We start from the raw sequence: 24,110 nt of genomic DNA on the forward strand, positions 1-24,110 counted from the left end.
ACAACCTTTGCCAATGTATTGCATTGTACAAGGTATTTAATATAATTGAAATATTTAGGGGGGTATGTGTGGATTTTATTACAAAAATTAAAAACAGATATTCAGTAAGAAGCTTTGATCCAGATAAAAAAATTCCTGAAGAAGACTATAAAAAAATAATTGATGTAGTTAACTCTGCTCCTACATCATCAAACTGACACTCATCTAGTGTTGTCATAATAAAAGACAAAGAATTGTTAGAAAAGATCTCAGAATTTAGACCTTTTACAAAGCATTTAAAAGATGCTCAATTCTTTATGGTTTTTATTGCTGACTTTAACAGAATGAATCTAGCTCAAAAAGCATTTCCTGAATATAAATACAATAATCACTCATCAGAAGCATACACAATAGCTGTTGGGGATGCGTTTATTCAATCTACAATGGCTCAAGATGCTGCTGTTGAATTAGGCCTATCTACCTGTTTTATAGGTGGAGCCAGAGTTATGGTTCAATTCTTAATTGACATATTAGGCATTAAAGGGCAAGCCTTTCCAGTCGTTGGACTTGCAGTTGGCTATGAAAAAGGAAAAGGTACTGTAAGACCTAAATTAAATAGAGTTTTTGAAGATAAATATGATTATGAAAGAATTAAGCAAGATGTATCTGAATATGACAAAACATTAGTTGACTTCTTTGAGAAAATTTCACCTGACAAAAAAGCTTGATCATACCAAGAAGCAACTGTTAAGTCTGCTTCTGGATATGCATTTGATACTGAATTAATTGAAAATATTTGAGATATAAAGTTGCAAAAGTAACAATAAAATAAAACTCCTAATAATAGCTATTTCTTAATAGCTATTATTATTTTTATGATAATTTAACTTATAAAAGGAAGCATATGAAAAACGCTGTTTATGACTATGATGTAGTCTTTAAGGACAATAATAATCCAAATGAAAACATTGTTTTCTGTCACGGATTTAACTCTTCACCAAAAACTTTTAAAACATTTGAAAAATACTGAACAAAGAGCAATTATTATGCATTGCAGTTTCCAGGAAATAATAATGTAGAACCAATTAATAATCATGAAGTTTCAGTCCCACAGTTTGCTAAATTAGTAGTTGATTTTGTAGAAAAAAATAACTTAAAAAACGTTACATTAATCGGACATTCAATGGGTGGGGGCACAATTTCGCTAGCTTATAAATTAAAGCCTGAATTATTTAAAAAAATGGTTTATATTGCGCCCATGAATAAAACTTCATTAGCTTTAGCTGATGATTACAGAAAAGACTATTTTCCTAAAACATTTGATGACTTTTTAGCGTTTTTAAAATAATTATACTATGACACAAGCACTTTTACATCAAATAGCGAATGGATGAAAAATGCAAAAAAGAATTTTGACGCAAATGACTATAATAATGAGACAATTGTCAAACTTGGTGAATCATTGCCAGTTTTAGAATTGCATAATCAAATTGAGCAAGGCTTAGATTCAATTAACGTTCCAACTATCTTAATTTTAGGCGAAAAAGATGGAGTTATAAGAAGAGAAGAATGCATAGCATACTTTAAAGAACATGTAAAAAATGTTGAAACAGTTTATATTCCAAAAACTGGCCATATGATGTTTGAAGAAAACTGAGAAGAGTTCATTAAGATCCTAGAATCATTTTTAGATAAATAAATTTAAAAGCTTGGCTTTTATTTTTTTATTTTCTTAATGATTATTTATTCGATATATATATTATTTCTATAGTTTTTAATATAATTGCTAAACTGCTTATTTAGTAATGGAGATTTTGGAAGCAATGAAAAAGAAACAAAATGTGTTTATCTTTGTGATAATCATTTGACTTATATTATGTTCGGCAATAATAGTGCCACTAATTCTAAAGTTCATAAATCTATTCACTGTTCCAAATAACTATTCTTTAGCTATTAAAATTGTAATTGTAATATTGCTTATTGCAAATGCGCTTATCTTCTGTTTTTTCTGACTAAAGTCAACAAAAGATATGGTGTTTTCGCTAACTTTTTTATTTTCAAGGAAAAAGCTTGCTAAAAAATTTACGCCAATTATTAACTCAAGCTTAAGTGATGAGTTTAAAAATAAAAGAGTTGTACTGCTTTATTGCACATGTGATGACTTTCATGAAGAATCATTATTAAGTTCAATGAAGCAAGACTATTACAACTATGAAACAGTCATTTTGGATGATAGCAAAAGTGAGGAATACAAAAAAAGAGTTGATGAATTTGCTAAGGAACATGGCCTAAGAGTTGTAAGAAGAGAAAATAAAGAAGGCTTTAAGGCCGGTAATCTAAACAACTATTTAAGAAACAATGATGATTATGACTACTTTGTAGTTTTAGATAGCGATGAAGTGCTTCCAAATGATTTTATTACTCAGTCACTAAAATACTTTCAATTTAATAATAAAATTGGTGCTTTGCAAGCTTATCATATTAATAAAACAAAAATGAATGGGGGGGGAACTTATTCCAATACTTGCTCTCTGTCTCATCTAATGTTTCATCTTTAGACAATCACTATATGCGCCAACTTTATGGAGAAAATTCATTGCTTGGCCATGGTATGATAATTAGCAAAGAAGTTTATCGCCAAACTAATGGATTCCCTCATATCCTAGTTGAGGATACATCTATGAGTGCTGAAATAAGAGCACTTGGTTATGATGTTGTTTATGCGCCCAATATTGTTTGCTATGAAGATTTTCCAAATGATTATATAGCCTTGAAAAAAAGACAATGTAGATGAACTGCAGGTAATGTTCAATATATTAAAAAGTATGCTAAGAAAAATAGGAAATCTAACTATAGATGATTTGAAAGAATTGACTTAGTTCTAAATCACTATTCACTGCCACTCATTCCTGTTTTTGCCATGATTTTCTTAATCAATTTCCTAATTATTGGCTTTTTAGGCTTTAGAATAAGCCCTAGAGAACTAATTTTTGTCATCATATGAATTTCATTTTTAATAGGTACATTATTACTTAGTGCACTGCACTTATCAAAGAGCAGGAACATTTTATTAGCAATACCAGTGTTTTTGATGACCACAATTGTTTATACAGCTATGAATATATCTTTAGTTGTTGCAGTTATTAATGGTTTATTTAATAAAAAACTTAAGTTTATTGTTACACCAAAAGAATCTAAAAAAATTCCTTTTAAATACCTACTTCTTCATTCAATAGTTCCTTTCTTATTTGGAGCAGCCGTTTTAGTTGCTACATACTTTTCATGAGGAACAGTTGTGCCAACTTTAATTGTTTCAATTCCTTGTTTACTATTCCCTATTGTTATAACTTTTTCAAATATCTCATTAACCAAAAAGCCTGCAAAACAGAAACCAAAGGCAAAAGTAAGTGCACAACAAAAATAAGTAAGCTGTTATGCTTAATACAAAATGACAGCTTACTTATTTTTTATATATCATCAAATTTTAAAACCAATTACATTGATACAGGAGCTGAAACTTCTAAAAGTTTTAGCCCGTTTTCAATTGTTATACTTACAGCTTTTACTAAAGCAATTTTGCTTATTTCATTTTCGCTTCCAATAAGTTTAGGACTGTTTGTGTATCATGAATTAAATTCTTTAGCTAGCTTAACTAAATATTGAGTTAATAAATGCGTAGCGTATTTATCAGCTGATTTTTCAACTACTGATGGAAATTCTAATAATGTTGTTATTAAGCTATTGTCACTTTGTTTATCAAAAGAGGTTGCATATAAATTATTTGAATCTATATTTGCCTTTTTAATTAGTGAATGACATCTAGCATTAGCATACTGAACTAAAATTGCTGGATTGTCATTGCTTTGACTAGTAGCTAGGTCTATATCAAAGTCTAATTTTGAATTAAGTGTTCTATCTAAAAGTAAAAATCTAGCAGAATCCTTGCCAACCATTTTAACAAATTCATTTAAGAAAAAGCTAGTTCCTTTTCTTTTAGACATCTTAAATTCTTCGCCGTTTTTAACTAATCTTACTAATTGCATGCATAAAACAACTAAATTTTGTTCATTAAGCCCTAAATCTTTGACAGCACACTGCATTCTTTTTACATAGCCAGAGTGATCAGCGCCTCAGACATTAATGATAGTAGCATCAGCGCCCATTCTTTTATATTTGTCTTGATGATAAACAATATCAGGTAAAAAGTATGTATATGAACCATCGCTTTTAACTAAAACTCTATCTTTATCGTCGCCATGAATTGTGGTTTTTAGCCACAATGCTCCATCATTTTCATAAGCATTTTTTAAATTTTTAATTGTTTCTTTAATTTTGACTTCATCATTTTCATACAAAGACTTCTCGCTAAAATAGTTGTCAAATCAAACACCAAAATTTGCCAAATCTTCCTGTATTTTAGTCATAAAAATACTAATTGCTTCATTTTTAACAAGCTCAAGTAACTCATTATCTAGCTCATAATTTTTAAATTTATCGCCATATTTAGCATAAAACTTTTGAGCACCTCAAACTATATCTTCACCTTTATATGATTCTTCTGGCATAGAGTAATCTGAATAAAAAATTTGCTTGTATCTTGATCATAAACTATTAGCTAAAACATTAATTTGATTACCAGCATCATTAATGTAATACTCTCTTACTACACTATAGCCAGCAAATTCTAAAATATTAGCAATTGTGCTACCAACAGCAGCATTACGGGCATGGCCAACATGTAAAAATCCTGTTGGATTAGCTGAAATAAATTCAACATTTACTTTGCCTACTTTATTCCCTTTGCCATAATTTTTGTCTAATTTTAGAATTTGATTAACGCATGAAACTAAATAATCATCACCAATACTAAAGTTTATAAATCCAGGGTTAGCGACTGAAATGTTTTTGATGCCAAATTCTTCCAAATTAATCATGCTAACTATTTGATTAGCTAACTCCATTGGATTAGTATTTAAATTACCCAAAGCCATATTGGTTGTAAGATCACCGTGCTTTTTTGATTCAGTCAAAAAAACGCTTCTAGTAATGCCTAAAGATGATGCAATTTCTTTAAGTTTGCTTTCTAATTTTTCTTTTAGATCTAACTTATTCATAGTATTTTAAATTTTATATTATTTTGCTCATTTTTTGCTTTTGCATAGGCAATAAAAAAGGAAATACTTGCTCAAATAAGTATTTTCCTTTTTTATTGTGTTTATGACCTAGCCTAACATAGCGCCTAACACTGGGCCAAATGTTGAGTATGAAATAACTAATCAAAGTGGTAAGAATATTAAGGCCAAAAGTGTTGTTAATGACGACACTTGTGCTACATAGACAGTGTATTTATGATCATTAGCAGCTGAATAAATTGATAAAACTCCAGCTGGTGGTGTAGCTGCTAGAAGAACAAATAATGTTCCTATACTTGCAGCTGATTCTTTTGTAAGAATCTTGCCGTGAACAAATCCAGCAAATACAGCATAACTTGCTAATAAAACAATTAATGGTACTGTAACCATTCTACGTGTTGATGTAATTAAAACATCTTTGTCTTTAATAGCTTTTCTAATGCTTCCAGTTGCAAGTGAGCCACCAATAACTAATCATGAAATTGGCGAAACTAAACCTGTACCAATTTGCATTGTTTTATGTATAGCAGGTAAAGCAGTTGGGAATGCTCCTCAGAAAGTAGAACCTTTGCCATCTTTAGATACTTCATAAACATTAACAAATTTAGTATCTAAACCAGGAACAAATTGCAATGCTCATAAAGTTAGTGAGAAAAATAGGGCAATAATTGTTGGATTAAGTGCTAATGACTTAACAACCTTACCAGCTGTTTTCTTAGTTACTTTTTGTCCTGAGAAAAAGACAGGAACGTGTCCAAAAGCACCAATAAGATATGGCACACACCATACTTGTAAAAGTGCTTTAGTAAAAGGTTGGAATATAACTCCATCCGAAAGCGAGTGTACTAACGGAAGGGCAAAAAATTGTAATGAGCCATAAATAAGCATAAATTGACTAGTCATAAGTTTCATCTTATAATCGTCAATCACTTCGTTTTTAATTACAGCTAATGACTTAGTATTTTGTCCTTCAGCAGTATTTGCATTATTTTGTGTATAAATTTCTTCAGCTCTAGCATTAATTCTTTTTGTAACAAAGCGTGGAGCAAATTTAACTAATAAATATGACAGTAATGTAAATAAAATATAGAAAACTAAACTTGATACTAGCACAATACCTACAGCAGCAGCATCCTCTTTGCTAGCATCTTGCATGAATGCGGTAAGTACCATAAATGGTAGGAAGAAATTGAGAACCAATTTAGACATTCTACCATTCATTTCTTTAGTCACTATTTTTGCCCTTGTCGCAGCAAAACCAATAGCAACGAAGACAATGGTAGAAATTACAGCTCCCCACATTCCCTGCGTTGTAATTACTTTTATAAAATTGTCCATTTTAATACCCCTCCCCCACAGCGGTGTGGGGCGATTTAAAAATTAAATTTTGATAAAGGCAACACATTTAAAAGAACATATGAAATTAGACAAAAAGGGTATAAAAAGTTACTCCCTCCATTTTTTTGTAATAAAACAGTAGGCGGGTAACTTAATAACATAACTAATTATTTGAACAAAATTAATTATTCAAATTTAGCGTCAACACCGATTGACTTAAGAATTTCTGTGTGAACTTTAGCAACAGCTTCTGTTGAAGCTTCAAATTTTGCTCATTCTTCTTTTGTTAAACTTGGTTTAAATGGAAGGTATTCATATCCGTTTTCACCAATAATTACAGGAATTGATACATAAATACCTGCATGTTTGTAACCTTCGGGGATTTTAACACCTAAATTCATCACAGTACGTCTATTATCTAAAATTGCTTTTGTAATTTCAAATAATGATGTTGCAATACCAAATTGTGTATTACCTTTACGTGATCAAATGTAGAATGCTTCAGCAATAACTTGTTTAAGAACTTCTTCGTAGTCTTCCTTAGTAATCTTGCCAGATTCTACTAAACCTTCTAAAGTTGTTTCGCCAACTTTGACTGTTGATCAAGCTATCATAGCAGTTGCGCCATGTTCGCCTAATACTGACGCTCTAATTGCATCAGGTGATGTGTTGAATTTTGCGGCAAGCATTTTCTTCAATCTACCAGTTTCTAAGTTTGTACCTGCAGAAATAACTCTGTTAGCTGGAATTTTGCTTCCATAGTGGACAGCAGCAGCCATAACATCACATGGGTTAGCAGCAACTACAACAATACCTTTAAAACCAGCAGCATCTAAGTCTTTAGCAAAGCTTTGCATTAATTTTGCGTTAGCACCTGCTAAAGCCATACGATCTGAGAATGTCTTGTCAGCTGGAATTGATGCTGTAATAACAACAACATCTGCATCCTTAGAATCTTCTAATAATGTACCTGGTCTAAATGTTGAACCATTTCTTGGCATCAATGAAACCATATCTTCAAAATCGTGTGCATGTGCTTCAGCAATTTGAACATTTTTATCAACTAAAACTCATTCAGCTTCAAGTCCTCTTGCTACTGATGTGTTGATGTATGTAAATCCAACATTACCTAGTCCAACTACAATAATTTTTTTCATAAACTCGTCCTTTATATAATATTAAGTGTTAAATAAAAACCATTATTAAAATGACTTTTAACACTAATTTTATTTTACTAAATATAGAATTACAAATTAAGAATATAAAACATTTCCACAACAAAATTTGCTCTTTTTACGCTAATAAAGCAAATAAAAAAATTCAAGGGCATAGCTCTTGAATTTATGATTTTCTAACTAAAATTAGTTTGTTTCAATGTGGAAGATTTCTTCACCAACATGGATTTCTTGACCAGCAGAAATTAAAATCTTAACAATTTTACCTGAAACTGGAGCAGGAATTTCTGTTGTCATTTTGTCAGTTTCAACTGAGAATAAGTCTTGACCTTCTTTAACTTCTTGACCTTCAGTAACAAAAACGTCAACAACTATTCCTTCGTGAAGTCCTTCACCAACGTCTGTAAATTGCATTTTAAACATATTAATTCCTCCTAAATATTTTTGAATTTTGATATCAAAATGATAAATGTTTATATAAACCATTTTCTACAATTAATTATAAATTAATTTGCATTTACTAATTATAATGGTTTATAAAAAACAATCAATTAATGTTTTCTATCTATTTAAAACCACTAATATTGTCACAAAAAAAGCTATTTTTGTAAATAAAAATACTAAAAGAAAAGGAAACTTTTCCATACATTGTTTTTATGCACAAATATAAAATAATATAATTGCTTTAGGGTCTTTATTTTTTAATTTACTTTTTTAAGGAAGGGAAATTATGCACAGTACTTCAAAATTTAGTGGCTATATTAACTCTTTATTAAGAGAAAAGAGCCAAAAGCAAATACTGTCAGTTTTGTTCATTGATGGTGATGATAAAAGGGCTAGAGAAGCTGCATTGTATTTCAAAAATAACAACTTAGCTAAACCAATTATGCTGCTAGAAAATGAAAGCCAAGTTGTTGATGATGGACTAGAAAACATAATCTTAAGTAAGGAAAGTGAATCAATTACGGCATATGCGCAAGAGTTAGTTAAACTTCGTGCTGGCAAAGAAGATTATGAAACTTGTTTTAAAAATATGCAAACTAGACCATATTATGGTGCAATGATGATAAAGCTTAAAGCTGTTGACAGTGCTGTTGGGGGCTTAATTTACTCAACTGCTGACATTTTGCGTGCTGCTTTTAAATGCATTGGGGCAAAGCCAGGAATTAAAACTATTTCTAGTGTTATAGTTATGCATAAAGATGATGAGCAACTTATTTTTACTGACCCATCAACAGTGCAAAAACCAAATGCTGAGCAATTAGTTGATATAGCTGCTAATGCTATTAATTTTGCTAATATGATGAATATGAATAGTCTAGGAGCATTTTTAACTTATTCAACTAATAACTCTGGCAAGGGTGAAAATCCTGACTTAGTTAGAGAAGCAGTAAAAATAGCTACTTCAAAGAGCCTAAATGTAATTAATGGTGAGATGCAATTTGATTCAGCTTATGATCTAAATGTCAGAAAATCTAAGTTTCCTAGTGCACCACAAAAAGAAGCAGGAGTATTTATTTTTCCTAATTTAGAAAGCTGTAATATTGGTTGCAAAATAGCACAAAGAATGGGTAATTATGGCGCTGTTGGAGCAATTTTGCAAGGAATAAATGGGGCAATTAATGACTTTAGCCGCGGGGCAACTGTAGCTGATGTTATTGATGTTACTTCTATTACTATTTTGAACGGATATACCTTTAAATAAGCTTCAAATGGAGAATTATGAAAGAGAAAATTAAGAAAATATTAGTTATCAATGCTGGCAGTAGTTCATTAAAATGAGCTTTATATGCTGATAAAGATTTAGAACTATTAGGCACAGGCATATGCGAAAGAATTGCATTAGATGGCAATTTGATTTTAAAAGATAAAAATAATAAATATGAGCATAAAGAAGACTTGCCAACACACTTAGTTGCTATTGAAAAATTGCTTAAGTATTGAAAAGAGCACAATTTCATTAGCGAATTAGATGAAATTGAAGCAATCGGTTTTAGAATTCCTTATGCAGGCTTTAAATTTTTATCTCCAGTTTTCTACTCGCCTGAAGTTAGAGATAGTATAGTAACTTATGCGGAAAAATTTATCCCATTGCACACTCCACCATTTTTAGCTGCACTAGATGGTTTTATTGAATACTTACCAAATATACCAAAAATTGTAACTCCTGATACAGCATTTCACACTGATATTCCTAAGCTAAATAAACAATTTTCAATTAGCAAGGACTGAGCTACTAAATATAACATTGAAAAATTTGGCTACCATGGTTTAAGTCATGACTATATAACAAGTAGAATGAAACAAATTTTAGGTAAGGAAAAAATTAACATTGTTGTTGCACACCTTGGTTCAGGTAGCTCATTATGTGCTATTAAAGAAGGCAAATCATTTGATATTTCAGTAGGATTTAGTTCAACTGATGGACTTATGATGGGCACAAGATCTGGTGCAATCGATCCTGGAATTGTAGATTATTTAATTAGAATAGAACATAAAGATCCACAAGAAGTTTTTGATATGCTAGTTAAAAATTCAGGCTTATTAGGAGTTTCGGGAATTTCTAGTGATATTAGAGATTTACACAAACTTTCTAGTGAGAATGAAGATGCTAAATTTGCAATTGAATTATATGCTCAAAGAGTAGTTGATTATATGGCAATGTACTTAAATAAAGTACACTACCCTGATGCAATAGTCTTTACTGCTGGTATGGGCGAAAATGATTCAGTTTTAAGAAAAATGATTATTGACAAAGTCAAGTCATATAAATTATGCTTAGATGAAAAGAGTAATTTAGCAAATTATGATGACTATATGCTTATTTCTTCAAAAGAATCAGAGATTCCAATTTATAAAATGCGAACTAATGAGGAAATAGTGATTGCTAAATATGTTAAGGAACTAGTTAATTCACATAACTAAAGGAATAGAATGACAAATTTACCAGGATCGGCTTTACGAAGGTACTGGAATCCAACTGCTTTTGCATTTGAATTTATTACAGTACTTTTTCTTGTATTTTTTGTTTTTACATGAATGTTTTTGTCTTTTTTATCTAAAAAGAACAAAAATAAAGTATTTTTATCAGTTGGTTACACAATAGCAACTGCTTTAGCTTTCTTCTTGCCTTGAGCTTTTGCTAGTATAGGTTCAAAATTACCTGTTTATCCAATGCTTAATCCTCTTGTTGTAATTTTCCAAAGCTTTCTACGCGGTTTTGGTAAAACAGGACAAGTGGTTGGTAATAGTGGTCTTATTGGAGCTCCTTTATGACAAGGATTGCCATATATTTTTGCTGCTCAAATCATAGGTGGTTTTGCCGGATTTGCCTTATTTATAGGCTTATTTTACTCATTTAAATTAATGTTTAAAAATAATAATGAATATGAGTGGCTAAAATCATTTGGATTAGCAGGCTTATTTGTTAAAGACCATCAAATGACTTTAGGCAAATATAGCATCAAAGAAGCAATATTTATTACAATGCTTATTGCTATTTTACCTTTTAGTGCAATGATAGATACTACTAACTATCAACTTAATCATTTCCAAATTAAGTTGATTGAGATATTAATTGTGGGTATTATTATTTTTATAAGCTCATATTTTGACTTTTTTGCATTCCATTTAATTTTCCCATTAATTGAATTAGTTATTAAAACAGCCTTATTGGTAAAAAGCAATAGTGAAAATAAAAAAGAAAATACTAAAGCATACCTACAATCTTTATATAAGTTTTTAATTGTCTTAGCTTTAACAATTATTATTCCTATAATAATTGCGTTTATTGCAATTGCAATAAAGAGCAAGACTGGTGTGATTATTTCAGTGTCATAAATAAATGATATTTTTGACACTTTTTTTATACTTTTTTAACTATTTTATAAGTTTATAAGGATAATTATGAAATCTAAAAAACTAAAAGCAATATTCATTTCACAAGCTGCTGCTTTTACAGCCTTGCTTCCTGTTTTATCTGCAAAATGTAATGATCCAAAAAATAATTCTGATGTAATTATTCATAATAGTAATTCAAATAAGACTTCTGAGTTATTTGAAAAATACAACCAAGTTAACTTGCTTGCTAACATCAAAGATTACTTTGATAAAAATGACCACTCTGAGCTAATTAAATTTGAAGGTGGCGGTAAACCTGAGAGTGTTGAGTATAGTTTAATGATGCAAAATAACTATATGAGTAAGTACATAAAACTTGACACAAAGGCCTTTAAAACAATTGTTAAAGAAAAACTTAACTATAGTGATGAGTTATTAAATAGGCTCAAATTTTCATATGATTACAACAATGTAACTAGAGACCCAGGCAATAATTATGATGTTTTATTTAAAGTTAAAGTAGGGATTCCATTAGCTTCAAATGATAAAGCTAAATACCCAAACGGTTTATACAGCCAACAAATTATTGACTTTAAGCTTAAAAATGTAAAAGTTAAAGACAGCGAAAAACCAATTGCTGATGCACTTAGACCATACTATGAAAAAATTCAAGCGCTAACAAGTCAAGATTTTGAAGTTAAATTACAAAATATTGACGAAGAGTTAATACAAGTTATTAAAAAGCATGGCATTCATGAACTAAGTTCTAAACAATATGAAAAGTTGCTAACAGCTACAAGCTCAAAATTAGATGAAATTTTCAAAGAAAAAGATAAAGAAATTGAAATTAAAGTTGGCAATAAATCTGAAAAATATACACTTAAATTCAGTAAGTTTATTGAAGATATTGACTTAAGTAGTGCTGATCTAGGTGGTGCAAATGCAAAAATAAGAATTGGTGTTTCTTTATTTGATACTAAAAAGAAAACTACAGTTTGAGAAGCAGGCAAGACAGTTCTTGGTAAATTTAGCGTGCCTAAAGAACAAAAATTACTAAGTGACTTACAACTAGGCAAGTTAATTGATGTTCACACAATTGGTAACATTGAACACAATAGTGATTTATCTGCTTTAACAAAAAGCAATTTATTTGTTAATGTAAAGAGTGCAAAAATTGAAAAAGTTGAAATAGAGAAAATTGAAACTAATGAAAATGATTTTAGAAATGCTACAGTAATTCTAAATGTTAAAGTAACAGGGGAATCTAATCCAATAAAGCTTGAAAAACATCTTGGAGTAGGTAGATACTCGCTTCTTTTTGAAGAACAATTTACAAAACAAAACATAAATGCCCCAGCTTTTGCAACTGAAGGAATAACAACTAAAAACTTACCAAGTATTGATAAAACATTCTTTGGTCACTATAATTCACAATTATTCTCTGGTGGTTATGCTTCAGCAAGAGCATTTTATTCAGACAATGTAGTTGTACCTAAATTCTTACACATTGGTGAAGACTATCTTGCTCCTGATTATCAGCCAGTTTTAGCTCCATATGACGGTTAAATTGTGGCTGCTTATGAATTAACAACTAAGGTTGTTGCTACTGGTGTTGGTACTGTTGTTGTAATTAAAATTCCAGTTGGCAACTTAGACTGAAGTCCAAAAGAAAAAGAACTTTATTTAAATGGCAATGATAAACATATTTATATGTCATTCTTGCACCTTGATGCTGGTAAGACATTAAATAACACTGCGCTTGGATGACAATCAGAAACAGTGACATTAGGCAAGGATAGAACAATTAAGGTTGCCCCAACTGTGTCTGCTGATACGCCTACTGAAGTCAAAAAAGGCCAAATTATAGGCTTTTTGGGAACTCAGGACACTAATGGTGGCTGAATGGCACATGCTCATGTTAACTTATACACAAACAGAAATTTATGACTTTCACCAAACCACTTTAACAAAGTAGCAATTCAATCAAACATTGACAAAAGAGTTAAAGAGTATAAAAAAACTGAAAAAGATAAAACAACATACAGAAATGTTGGCAATATAGGTGTTGAAGGTGTTTTAAATCCTAAAGCTGTTCATGAAGTAGATCCAAAAACTGGTCTTGCATTAAAAGATGGACAAGGAAAAGATAAAGTGCTAAAAGAACTTCGCGCATATGTTGATACCATATCAATGCTTAGCAGAGAACAAAGTAAAGGTTATGCCGATCCTAACCTAGTTTATAAATTAAGAGATTCAAGAACATTTGCTTTTGGTATAGAAGACTTATTTGAACTTAATAAATAATTAAACTTAGCCACACAATGTGTGGCTTTTATTTGCTTTACAGAACTCGCTACAATTAATATTAATACTTAAATTTATATGGTAGTAGTGTACAAATAAGCCTGTTTTATGACAAAATTGGTATAATAATTTTGCATATAACTTTGATTGGTATATATGCCAGTAATTGTTCATAGGATTAGTAAAAATATTTATTTCTCTACATATTAACTTACTGAAAACCTTAATTACTATTAAATAAATTTATTTAATATGAAAGGATTCAATGAATCAAAAAATTCATGAATGATCTCAAAAGCATAAAGTAGCATATGGCTTTATCATTTGAGGTTTTATTTCATTTGCATACTTGCTATTTATAGCCAACTGAGGATTCACAGTTGGTTTAGGTGGTAAGGGTGTTGTGGACGGCACCAAACATGCTGGATTCCTTGGCTACTTCAATATTGTTGCTGATAATAGTTTCCAGTTTAAAAATACAGCTGCAAACTGAGCTATTACCTTCGGCCGTGGTTTAGGTTCAGTTGCAGTTGCATTCCTACTAGCTAGATTATTCCACAAATGATCTACATTCATTGCTATAGCAATGTGTTTAGTAGGCATTCCTGCTCAATTTATGCCTGGAAGTGGCGGTGGATATGTTGGTTTTGTTGTTTTAAGAACCATAATGGCAATCGGTGGTACAATGTTAATTATTTTAACTCAACCAGTAGTTGCTAACTTCTTTGGTCCAAAACAAAAAGCACTAATTTCACAATTTGGAATTTGATTCTACCCACTTGGTACAATTATTTCAATTATTCCATTTGTTATTCTTGGAAGCAACGTTGAATCATTACAAAAGAACTGACAACTTGTGTTCACACTTTTAGGTGCATTATCACTTATTCCATTAGTTGTTATTGGAGTATTTGGTACTAAATTTGACGTTCCTGCTAAGATAGAAGGTCAAAACGCTCCTAAAGTAGCTAAAAGAAGTGGTTTTGCAATTCTTGGTGACTACTTAAAGAAAAAATCAACTTATGCATGAATTCTATTATATGGTGGTTGATTAGCAATTGCTGTGTTCCCTACAGCATTAACACATGTTATCTGACCAAATATGGCTGGTATTACAGATGCTGCAGTGTTGCCACAATTCCAAAAGATTGCTAAGATTTGACAAGTTATTTTCTTAGCTGCGGTATTTGTTGGACCTATCTCAATTGGTCTATGATCAAGATTTAACTTAAAGAGAAGATGATTTGTTGGTGCAATTATTACTCTTGCAGTTATCTTCTTTATCTTATCTACAGTTGTCTTTGTATATGGTGTTGCTGGTGGCAATGGCGAAAATGCAGCAATTGCAGCATTATCAGATGGTAAAGCATCAGCTGGCAGCAAGTACTATGTTTCATTAGTATTTCTATACATTTTTGGTTTCTTAACAGGTTTATGTACTTGAGGTATTCAAGGTGTTATGCTTAACTTGCCACATGAATACGCAGACAGAGACCCTAAGACAATTGGCTGAATGTTCAGCTTAATTTGAGGATTCGGTTACATTTTCTACACAATAGTATTCATTATTATTTCTGTAGTTCCATTGAGTGGCACATTATCAAAACAAACAGTTGGATTAATTCAAACAATAATTATTGTTGTGACAACATTAATTGCCCTTGGTGGTGTTGCATTGCTTAAAGAACCTCGTGATGATGCTAAAACATTCCCATGACAAAAATCACCATCAATGATGGAACAAAAAATGGAACAAAAATAAGTTACTATATAACTAACAAATAGTCTTATTCACTAGGACTATTTTTGTTTATTCTTTTTGCTAATTTATATACTTTTTACACCCAAACTTAATCAGCATTCTAAAGTCTTTATGCTAAATATTTTTTATATAATAGTAATATGGATATTGAAAACAATAAAACATATTTTATTGATCTTGACGGCACATTATTTGATAAAAAAGTTGGTGATAGAATTAGCCACAGAAATCTTACAGCCATGCTGTTAGTCAAAAACTTTGCTAACATAGTAATAAACACTGGGCGAAGTTATAATGATAAACATGTAATGCACACAATGCATAGACTAGGAATTAGTGATGCCATCTGCTCTTCGGGAGCTGAAATTTACATTAGTAATGTGCGCAAATATGCCTTTTTTATAGATACTAATGTCTTACCAGGAATTATAGAATTTGCAAGAAACAACAAATTAATGCTAGTAATTTTTGACCAAAATGGTGAATCAATTTACACACAACATGCAATAGAAAAATTTTTTATTAAATTTTTTGCTTCATCTAAGTTTCATATTATTAGCACATTTAAAAAGCTTGATATCATGGATCATATTAATATCACTAAAATAGCCCTAGTTGTTAAAAACAAGTTTAAAGCACACAAAATTTTAGCTAAGTTCAATTCACTATTTGATCAATACTGCAACTCGCATTTAGCTAGCGCAAACTATGTTATAGAAGTAACTTCAGCTAAAACTAATAAAGGCTTAGCTGTTTCATTATATATGCAAGAAAAACAAATAAATCCTAAAGATGCAGTTCATATTGGAGATTCAGATTCAGACCTTACCACTAGAGCTTTTGTTGGCCATTTAGTTGCCATGAAAAACGGCACTAGCAAATTAAAAAGTGCAGCTGATGAAATAGCGCCAAAAAGCAAAAATGGTGGAATTTACAAATACTTTATTGAAAGAGGCAAGAAAATAAAAGGAGCATAAGATGATTAAATTAGGTAGTCACATTTCTTTTAAATCTCCTAATTACTTGTTAGGAGCAGCAGCTGAATCAGTAAATAACAAGGCTAATTGCATGATGATATATTTAGGTGCTCCACAAACAACTAAAAGAGTATCAGTTGAAAAATATAAATATAATGAATACTTAGAAAAGTATTCAAAATTAATTACTCCAGACGACATAATTGTGCATGCGCCATATATTGTAAATCCATCTAGCGTAAGCAAAAACAAGTTTGCAATTGACTTTTTAGTTCAAGAAATTGAAAAAATGAACTATATTGGTGCTAAGTATTTAGTCTTGCACCCTGGCTCATATACAACATTTTCCGTGCAAGAGTCCTTAGATACTTTTATTGCTTCAGTAAAACAAATACTAAGCAGGACAAAAGATGTAGTCATCTGTGTCGAAACTATGGCTGGTAAGGGTGCTGAAGTAGGCATTAATTTTGACCAAATCAACTATTTTATACACAAAATAAGAAACGACAGATTTGCAGTTTGCTTAGACACCTGTCATATTTTTGATGCTGGTTATGACATACGCAAATATGAAGAATTTAAGGCAGAAATTAATAAATACAACTTGCTTCCACACATTAAAGTTATTCATTTAAATGATTCAAAAAACTCACTTGGCAGCCATAAAGACAGGCATGCTAATATAGATAAAGGATTTATTGGGCTTGAAACATTAGCTAAATTTGTTCATGATCCAGATTTTGACAACATTCCTATTATTTTAGAAACACCTTGAGTTGACAATAAACCTATTTATGATCAGGAAATAAAAATGCTTCTTGAACATAAAGCAAAATAATATTTGTAAATAACTAATATAATTTAATTCTATGAAAGCTAATTACAATAAAATCATTAATAAAATTGGCATGAGCAACATTGAAAATAATGATAGTGACAAGCCTTTATATTTTATAAAGCTCAATTTTGGCATTGAGCTATTAAAATTAATAATTTTCTTGTTTATTACAGCATTTTTCATTTTGCTTCAATATAACAACAATTTTATAGCTAAGAGCAATAAAATTGACATTTTAAGACTAGTATATTTATATACTTTTGGCCTAGCCTTTGGTGATTTAATGATTCTGTTTTTAATTGGCTTTTATTTAACTTTAATTCTAAATTGACTGAGCCCGTTTTTAAAAAATAAATACTTTCGCTGGTTTTTTAGCCATCAAAAAGTTAATTATTTAACACTAAAAAAACAAACAATTATTTTTATATGATTAAACTTACTGGTTATTACAATAATCTATCATTCAGTTTTACTTTTTTTCCGTGTTGACTTACATACAACAATTATTTCAAAAAATGAAATACTTGACATATTTAAAAAGGGTTGAATTTATTCATTTACAAATGAAAATTCCATTTTAAAAACCAAATTTAGCAATGAATTACCTAATGCTAGTTTTAACATTGGTGCATATGCTGATACCTTGCTCAATTTGCCTGTTTTATTGACCTTTTCGCCATATTTATCATGACTAATAGCACTGTTTATTTTCGGCTTCTCATGGCTTAAATTAATTACAATTAAGCCAAGAGAATATCTAAAGAACTTAAATGTAAATAAAGTCACACTTCCTGATGTTAGAAAATATATTTATAAAAACAAACTTGGTTTTTATTTAACTAATCAAACTAAAAATCTTTTCAATCTTTTGGCTTTAATGGCTAGTATTTTGAAAATAGAGATTTATAAAACTAAATATTCTGTTTTACTAGATAAAATTGAGAATAATTTAGATGAAATTATTCAAAATGAAGAATTTATTGCATTTATAAACAAGAATAATGGCTCAGATAATAACACTAAAAAATCAAATGATTCAAAACCTGAAGCTAAAATATTTCAAAAAATCAATATTGAGCCTGACTTATTAATATCGTCAGTCAACCCTGAATCACTTTTAGTTGATAATACTAAAAATGTAAATGAGTATGATGCTAAGCAATTAGAATTTAGTTCATATACTAATGAATTTAGCACTGATGATATTCAAATACAGACAACTGAAATAAATCAAAATACCGATTTAGGCTTTTTATACCAAACTGATACACATGAAGCTGTTAATGAATTTGATAATAATAACCTAAATGAGAGCTTAATTTTAAATGAAGAACCTGTGGCAGCTGTGTCAAATAACCCTATAAATCAGCCTAATTTTAACATTGACACTGTTGAGCTTGAACTAGATAATGCTCAGCCAGAATCAACACAAAATAACATAGCTAATGAAGAAACTAACCTAGTTTCTAACCAAACTAATAGTAGTGATTTACCTGAATCTAATGAGCCTTACTTTTTTATAAACACTAGTGAGTTATACATTGATAATAATGACCAAAAGTCCTATAAAACAATTAAATTGGATAATTTTAATAATAAATCATCTAATAATGCAAGCTTGATTCTTGATTTTGATTTTGAAAATGATAATAATAAAAAATTAGTTAATAAAATAGATGAAAAAGGCCAAAAATACTCAAATTTTGATGATAAAAATTCATGAATAAGCCCAATTTTATCTGACAATAAATAATTACTAAGGAAACATATGACAAAAATGTTTTGAAGAGATGCTAAAAGTCTTTATGAAAATCCCAGAAATGCTGACAGTATATTTTTTATACTGTTTGTTTTAGAAAATGACTTAAATAGCAGACTTATGAAAGAGATTGTTTCAAAAGTTGAGAATTATTTTAATAAATATACTATCATAAAATTTATTGAAATAGATGCAGTTGAATCAGGGCTTTATCAAGTGCCAAACACTAGATTCCAAGTTTTAGAAACGCCAACATTTTGCATACTAAAGAACAACACAGTTTACAATTTAGGACATAACCTATATCCTAAAGAAATACTTATCGACTGATTGCAAGAGGCTATAAATTAGGCATTATGGACAAAAATGAAATTATTTTAAAACTCAAAAATACATCAACAAGCCCCGGTGTTTATTTATGAAAAGATGCTAAGCAAAATGTTTTGTATGTTGGCAAAGCCAAAAATTTGCGTAAGAGATTGCTGCAATATTTTGATGGCGCAATTAATTCATATAAAACAAGTAAACTAATGTCTTTAGTCGCTGATTTTGAGGTTTATATTTGCAAAACAAATAAGGAAGCTTTACTACTAGAAAAAGCTATGGTTGATAGATTCAACCCTGAATTTAATATCTTGCTTTTAGATGACAGAAAATATCCTTATTTAAAAGTCCAACTTTTAAAAGATTCGCTGCTTATAACTTTGTCTAGAAAAGTTAATACAAAATATACCAAAAACACATTATACTATGGTCCATTTCCTTCTGGTTATGGAGCTAAACCTATTTTAAAACTTTTACAGCATGAAGCTTTATATGAAAGTGGATTATTAATAAAAAATAATGATAGTAGCTTTTGAGTAAATCAGTTTGCAAAAATTAAGGAAATACTAAGTTTTAAAAACAATAATTATTTAAATGAATTAACTAATAAAATGCATACTGCTGCTAATAATATGCAATTTGAACTAGCCCTGTTTTTACGTGATGGTTTAACATACTTAAAAAAGCTTAAAGAGAGCCAAATTATTGAGCTTAGTCAATATAAAAATATTGACGTATTCGCCTATAAAACAGATGAAAAATTAATTTATGCTACTGTACTTTTTTACCGTTATGGCGTTTTAATAAACAAAGTAAATTTAACAATACCATTAGGAATAAGTATTGATGAATCAATTAGAGTATTTTTTGAACAATTTTATGCAGATAAAATATTGCCTGATAATTTTATTGTGCAAGAAGAAATCTTAAAATATGATCTTAACTTATCTAGTGACTATAAATTTATTAGCCCAAAAATAGGTACAAACAAAAAGGTTTTAGATCTTGCTTTGCTTAATTTAAATGATTATTATGAAAAAGAACATCTTATTATGCAAAATCAGCTTGAAAAAGCTGATAGTATGCTTAGTTCACTAAATAAATATTTAAACTTGCCTAAATTAAAAAACATTGTGATTTTTGATAACTCTAATATTAATAACATAAATCCAGTAGGCGTAGCAATTGTTTATACTAATGGCATTAAAAACAAAAGTTTATATCGAAAATTCAATCTTGAAGCACTAAGCTATCGTAGTGCTGATGTTGATTATATTAGACAATCAATTACAAAGTTTTTTAGCAGTGATAAAAACACAAAAGACTTTGACTTAATTATCACCGATGGCGGCTTACAACAAGTTAATGAAGCTAAAAAAACACTTAAAGTCTTAGGCATCAATATACCTGTAATTGGACTAGTAAAAAATGAATATCATAAAACAAGAGCATTAATTGATTTGAACTTAAATGAAATTTATGTTAATGACTTAGAACTGCATAATTATTTAGCACAAATTCAAATTGAGGTAGATAGATTTGCTAAGTCGCACTTTAGAAATAGACAAAAAATTAGCTCACTTGAAGGTAAACTAAGAAACATTAAAGGCCTAGGACACAATATGGAGCAAAAGCTTTTAAATCATTTTAAAAGCTATGCCAAGATTTATGATGCATCAGTTGAAGAATTAGCAAAAATTGTGCCATTTAATGTTGCTAAAAGCATTAAAAACAAGGACTATGAGTAAAAGAACAATAGTGCTTATCCTATTGTTCTTTTACTTAAATCAATTTCTCAAAATTCAGGTTTGATTTTCTCATCATCACTTATGTTTTTATTATTTAAAACTGCATTATATCAGATACTATATGTTTTATTAGCATTAGTTAAAATAACATTCATTGTAGCAAAGGCCTGAGTAGCATAAGGATTTTGTGGTACTTTTTGTACTCTTTTTTTAATCCATTTTTTAAAAGCTTTATAACTGCGGTTATATTCATCTCACTTTTGCTCATTAACAACTGGTCTAGTTAGCTCAAAATCATCAATTATTTTGACATTTTTTAAGTATGTTTTGTATTCTTTATCAGAAACAAAACATCCAGTTGAAGAAACTATCAAAGGTGCTTGAGAAATGGCAATTAAAAGCGAAATTTTTATTTTATTCATATGTTTTTTGAGCTTAATCTTTAGTTTTTGCTTACTTAAAATAGTAAACATTTTAAAAAAACCATATAAGCAATATTTAATTATAAATTAATTATTTCATTAATTTTGCAAGAAGGATAAATTGCCATAAAAACGCTAATTTTGTTCCCATTTTTATGCTCATTTAGAAGCTATTCAAATAATACTAAGTTTAAATATTATAATTAAAATCCAATGTGAAATTGTAATATTAACTATTACAATACGCGCATTGCACATAAAAATATTTAAGGACATATTATGAATAAGAAAAATAAATTAATGATTGGACTTTCTTCTGCAACTATCCCTATTTTTGCTGCAGTTTCAGCAAAGTGTGTGGATAAAGATTATGAAGAATTAGGAAAAGATACTAAAAAAATATGAGTTGGTGTTACTTTTTCTTCTGGTCAACCACAATGAAATGCAATAACTTCATTAATTAATTACTATAATGAAGCTCACAAAAATGACAAACACTTTTTGCCAGTTGACATAAAACACTTAGGTTCAGAGTATGCTGAAGGTGAAAACTCAATTATAAAAGACTTGGAAGCTGATAAAAAAGAAATTGTTAATTTAACATTTAACTACAATTCTTTAGCTGCTAAATTAGCTTCAAAGAAAATAACTGATAAATATAAGAGAGAAAAATTATTAAACTTTGAAGATAATGACAAAGATATAAATGTTAATCTTGATAATACAAGTGAACAGTTTACTACTGCTAACAAAACAACAGAAAACTTACCTAAAAATGGTTCATTCATAATTCCAATATTTAAGTCAATTACTGTTATGTCTGCTAATGCCCCAGTATTGCAATATATTTTCAAAACCTTTGAGGAAAAAGGCGCTAAGTTTGATGAGTCATTTAAAAACTCTGACAGATACAAACAAATTATGGAAAATGGTAAGGGCGATGAAAGTGAAGTTAAAAAGTTATGGGGTGACTTTGTAGAAGATCAAGCTACTACTGTTAAGGGTCTAACTATAAAACAAAGCACTTTCGAAAACTTTAGAGAGTTGCTTACTTTTGCTGATATTGCACAAAAGAGCTTCAAAAACTCAGCAGCACAAAACTCGAGACTCCACATTCTTGGTGTTGATGACGTTTCATCTGTAGTTCAAACATTACCGTATTCTTTAATTAATAAAACTAGTGACTTTTTCATTAAAACCGGTAGCAAAAATAGAAAGACAACAGTAAGCTATGCTTCATTTAAGAACTCAAACAATCCAGGTGTTCAAAACCTTTCAAAAGTTTATGATAAATTTAAATCATCGCTACAAACTAAGTCATTAACATTATTAGCTGGAGGTGAATATACTTCTGCATACCAAACAAAACATGAATATGCTTTTGGTATAGGTTCAACAGCGGGTTATAGACATAACTTCCTTAGTGATGATTCAAAGAAAACTATTTTCACTGTTAAAGACACAGGATTTAAAGGTGAAAAGGACTTAGAATTTAAAAACACTGCTAAAAGCAAAGATGGTGTAGATCTCCTTGTTCTTTCAGGGGAACACACTAATTACATTTTTAAATCAGGCACTGATAAAAACAAGCTAACTGGTGAAAAACAAAAGGCATTAAAACATAGTTACAAATCTGTTGATGCTTCTACAGATGCTAAAATAGATGTTGTGCTTAAAGATATAACAAGTAATGATTCTAATAATGCAAAAAATCAATGGCTTTTATTCATAAAAAAAGATAACAAACAAGATATCGAGTCTGTAAAAAATAAGGGCACTGAAATTGGTACAGTAATAGAAACTAAATCAAAGGATCCTGCTAAGTATAAGGTATTCTTCTTTAAGGATGAATCGCAATTAGAAAAGAAAGAACTATCATCAACTGGAACATTACAAGAAAATGAATTAATTGCCTTTCCTGTGCCAGGTAAATGAGATGAAACTAGCAAGAGAAAAGTAGTTTATGCTCAAGGCCCATCACTTATTGGTGTAAGTTGAGGCGCAAAACCTGACAGAGCTGCTAAAAACTTTGTTAAATTCCTTACATCATTAGACAAAATTGACATTACTTTTGGAAACTATAATAAAGACAGGCAATTAACCAAAGAAATAAAGAAATACACTGGTGTTACCCCTGCATTCTTTATTAGTGATGCTGCTTCATATGTGTTCCCTGTTAAAGGTTTTGAAAACACTGACACATCTAAATATGCAAACAAATACATTGTTCACACATACAATGAATTAAAAGAAACAGTTAAAAATAAAGATGTAGTAATTTATGAAGAGCCTGCTGGTTTCTACTCATCATCATTTAGAGAAAACTTGGGTTCAGCATTTAGATCAGCATATCAAAAAGCTAAGAATAATGAAGCACTTAAAGACTTTGATACTGAAATCAAAGGACAAGTTACTACTTTAAGTAACTCATTTATCAATAACTAGCACTAAAACTTTAGCTACACAAAATAAACCAGTTCAACTGGTTTATTTAATGAAATGGACAAATTAA

The 24,110-nt window shown here is 29.8% G+C and carries 18 protein-coding genes and 2 pseudogenes; 15 read left to right on the top strand and 5 right to left on the bottom strand.

Features of this window, described 5'->3' with window-relative positions:
- Positions 1-68: 68 nt before the first annotated feature.
- The 4 genes and pseudogenes from MAG_RS02460 (at position 69) to MAG_RS04420 (ending at position 3,403) form a co-directional block, all read left to right on the top strand.
- Positions 69-800, top strand: a complete 732-nt coding sequence (locus MAG_RS02460) for a nitroreductase (RefSeq protein ID WP_011949650.1) — start codon at positions 69-71, stop codon at positions 798-800.
- 83 nt (positions 801-883) lie between these two features.
- Positions 884-1,678: pseudogene (locus tag MAG_RS04620) on the top strand (alpha/beta fold hydrolase).
- 124 nt (positions 1,679-1,802) lie between these two features.
- Positions 1,803-2,537: a glycosyltransferase gene (locus tag MAG_RS04415; RefSeq protein ID WP_011949653.1), complete on the top strand. Its 735-nt coding sequence runs from the start codon at positions 1,803-1,805 to the stop codon at positions 2,535-2,537.
- Between the two features lie 11 nt (positions 2,538-2,548).
- Positions 2,549-3,403, top strand: coding sequence for a glycosyltransferase (locus tag MAG_RS04420; protein ID WP_232955080.1), 855 nt, complete (start codon positions 2,549-2,551; stop codon positions 3,401-3,403).
- A gap of 70 nt (positions 3,404-3,473) precedes the next feature.
- Here MAG_RS04420 and argS read toward each other — a convergent pair whose 3' ends face one another.
- The 4 genes from argS to MAG_RS02490 form a co-directional block, all read right to left on the bottom strand.
- On the bottom strand, positions 3,474-5,093 hold the full coding sequence (argS, locus tag MAG_RS02475) for an arginine--tRNA ligase (protein WP_011949654.1): 1,620 nt from the start codon (positions 5,091-5,093) through the stop codon (positions 3,474-3,476).
- A gap of 108 nt (positions 5,094-5,201) precedes the next feature.
- The gene (locus MAG_RS02480; RefSeq protein WP_011949655.1) at positions 5,202-6,449 is read right to left on the bottom strand and encodes an AEC family transporter; all 1,248 of its coding nucleotides are present in this window, start codon (positions 6,447-6,449) and stop codon (positions 5,202-5,204) included.
- Positions 6,450-6,634: 185 nt separating this feature from the next.
- Positions 6,635-7,606, bottom strand: a complete 972-nt coding sequence (locus MAG_RS02485) for a lactate/malate family dehydrogenase (protein ID WP_011949656.1) — start codon at positions 7,604-7,606, stop codon at positions 6,635-6,637.
- A gap of 204 nt (positions 7,607-7,810) precedes the next feature.
- The gene (locus tag MAG_RS02490) at positions 7,811-8,047 is read right to left on the bottom strand and encodes a biotin/lipoyl-containing protein (RefSeq protein ID WP_011949657.1); all 237 of its coding nucleotides are present in this window, start codon (positions 8,045-8,047) and stop codon (positions 7,811-7,813) included.
- A gap of 307 nt (positions 8,048-8,354) precedes the next feature.
- Here MAG_RS02490 and MAG_RS02495 point away from each other — a divergent pair, with 307 nt between their 5' ends.
- From MAG_RS02495 to MAG_RS02540, 10 genes and pseudogenes are all read left to right on the top strand, one after another.
- On the top strand, positions 8,355-9,329 hold the full coding sequence (locus tag MAG_RS02495; protein WP_011949658.1) for a phosphate acyltransferase: 975 nt from the start codon (positions 8,355-8,357) through the stop codon (positions 9,327-9,329).
- A gap of 17 nt (positions 9,330-9,346) precedes the next feature.
- Positions 9,347-10,549, top strand: coding sequence for an acetate/propionate family kinase (locus MAG_RS02500; protein WP_011949659.1), 1,203 nt, complete (start codon positions 9,347-9,349; stop codon positions 10,547-10,549).
- Between the two features lie 9 nt (positions 10,550-10,558).
- Entirely contained in the window at positions 10,559-11,464 is a 906-nt protein-coding gene (locus tag MAG_RS02505) for an MAG4940 family membrane protein (RefSeq protein WP_011949660.1), read from the top strand.
- A gap of 66 nt (positions 11,465-11,530) precedes the next feature.
- A pseudogene (locus MAG_RS02510) lies at positions 11,531-13,768 on the top strand (MSC_0775 family lipoprotein).
- 265 nt (positions 13,769-14,033) lie between these two features.
- The gene (locus MAG_RS02515) at positions 14,034-15,530 is read left to right on the top strand and encodes a hexose phosphate transporter (RefSeq protein ID WP_011949663.1); all 1,497 of its coding nucleotides are present in this window, start codon (positions 14,034-14,036) and stop codon (positions 15,528-15,530) included.
- Between the two features lie 140 nt (positions 15,531-15,670).
- Positions 15,671-16,507 (top strand): HAD-IIB family hydrolase, encoded by an 837-nt coding sequence (locus MAG_RS02520; protein WP_011949664.1) that lies wholly within the window; start codon positions 15,671-15,673, stop codon positions 16,505-16,507.
- A 1-nt stretch (position 16,508) separates the two neighbouring features.
- The gene (locus MAG_RS02525; protein WP_011949665.1) at positions 16,509-17,345 is read left to right on the top strand and encodes a deoxyribonuclease IV; all 837 of its coding nucleotides are present in this window, start codon (positions 16,509-16,511) and stop codon (positions 17,343-17,345) included.
- A 31-nt stretch (positions 17,346-17,376) separates the two neighbouring features.
- Entirely contained in the window at positions 17,377-19,098 is a 1,722-nt protein-coding gene (locus MAG_RS02530; protein ID WP_011949666.1) for a hypothetical protein, read from the top strand.
- 15 nt (positions 19,099-19,113) lie between these two features.
- Positions 19,114-19,455, top strand: a complete 342-nt coding sequence (locus MAG_RS02535; protein ID WP_011949667.1) for a hypothetical protein — start codon at positions 19,114-19,116, stop codon at positions 19,453-19,455.
- Between the two features lie 5 nt (positions 19,456-19,460).
- Positions 19,461-21,176, top strand: coding sequence for a GIY-YIG nuclease family protein (locus MAG_RS02540; protein WP_011949668.1), 1,716 nt, complete (start codon positions 19,461-19,463; stop codon positions 21,174-21,176).
- A gap of 14 nt (positions 21,177-21,190) precedes the next feature.
- Here the strand turns inward: MAG_RS02540 and MAG_RS02545 are convergent, their stop codons facing one another.
- Positions 21,191-21,598 carry an MAGa5490 family lipoprotein gene (locus MAG_RS02545; protein ID WP_041308829.1) on the bottom strand — a complete coding sequence of 136 codons (408 nt, stop codon included), beginning with the start codon at positions 21,596-21,598 and terminating at the stop codon, positions 21,191-21,193.
- Positions 21,599-21,877: 279 nt separating this feature from the next.
- Between MAG_RS02545 and MAG_RS02550 the strand changes: the two genes are divergently transcribed.
- Positions 21,878-24,043: a P68 family surface lipoprotein gene (locus tag MAG_RS02550; RefSeq protein ID WP_011949669.1), complete on the top strand. Its 2,166-nt coding sequence runs from the start codon at positions 21,878-21,880 to the stop codon at positions 24,041-24,043.
- Positions 24,044-24,110: the final 67 nt, after the last annotated feature.

The organism is Mycoplasmopsis agalactiae PG2, from assembly GCF_000063605.1.
GTDB classification, from domain to species: domain Bacteria; phylum Bacillota_I; class Bacilli_A; order Mycoplasmatales; family Metamycoplasmataceae; genus Mycoplasmopsis; species Mycoplasmopsis agalactiae.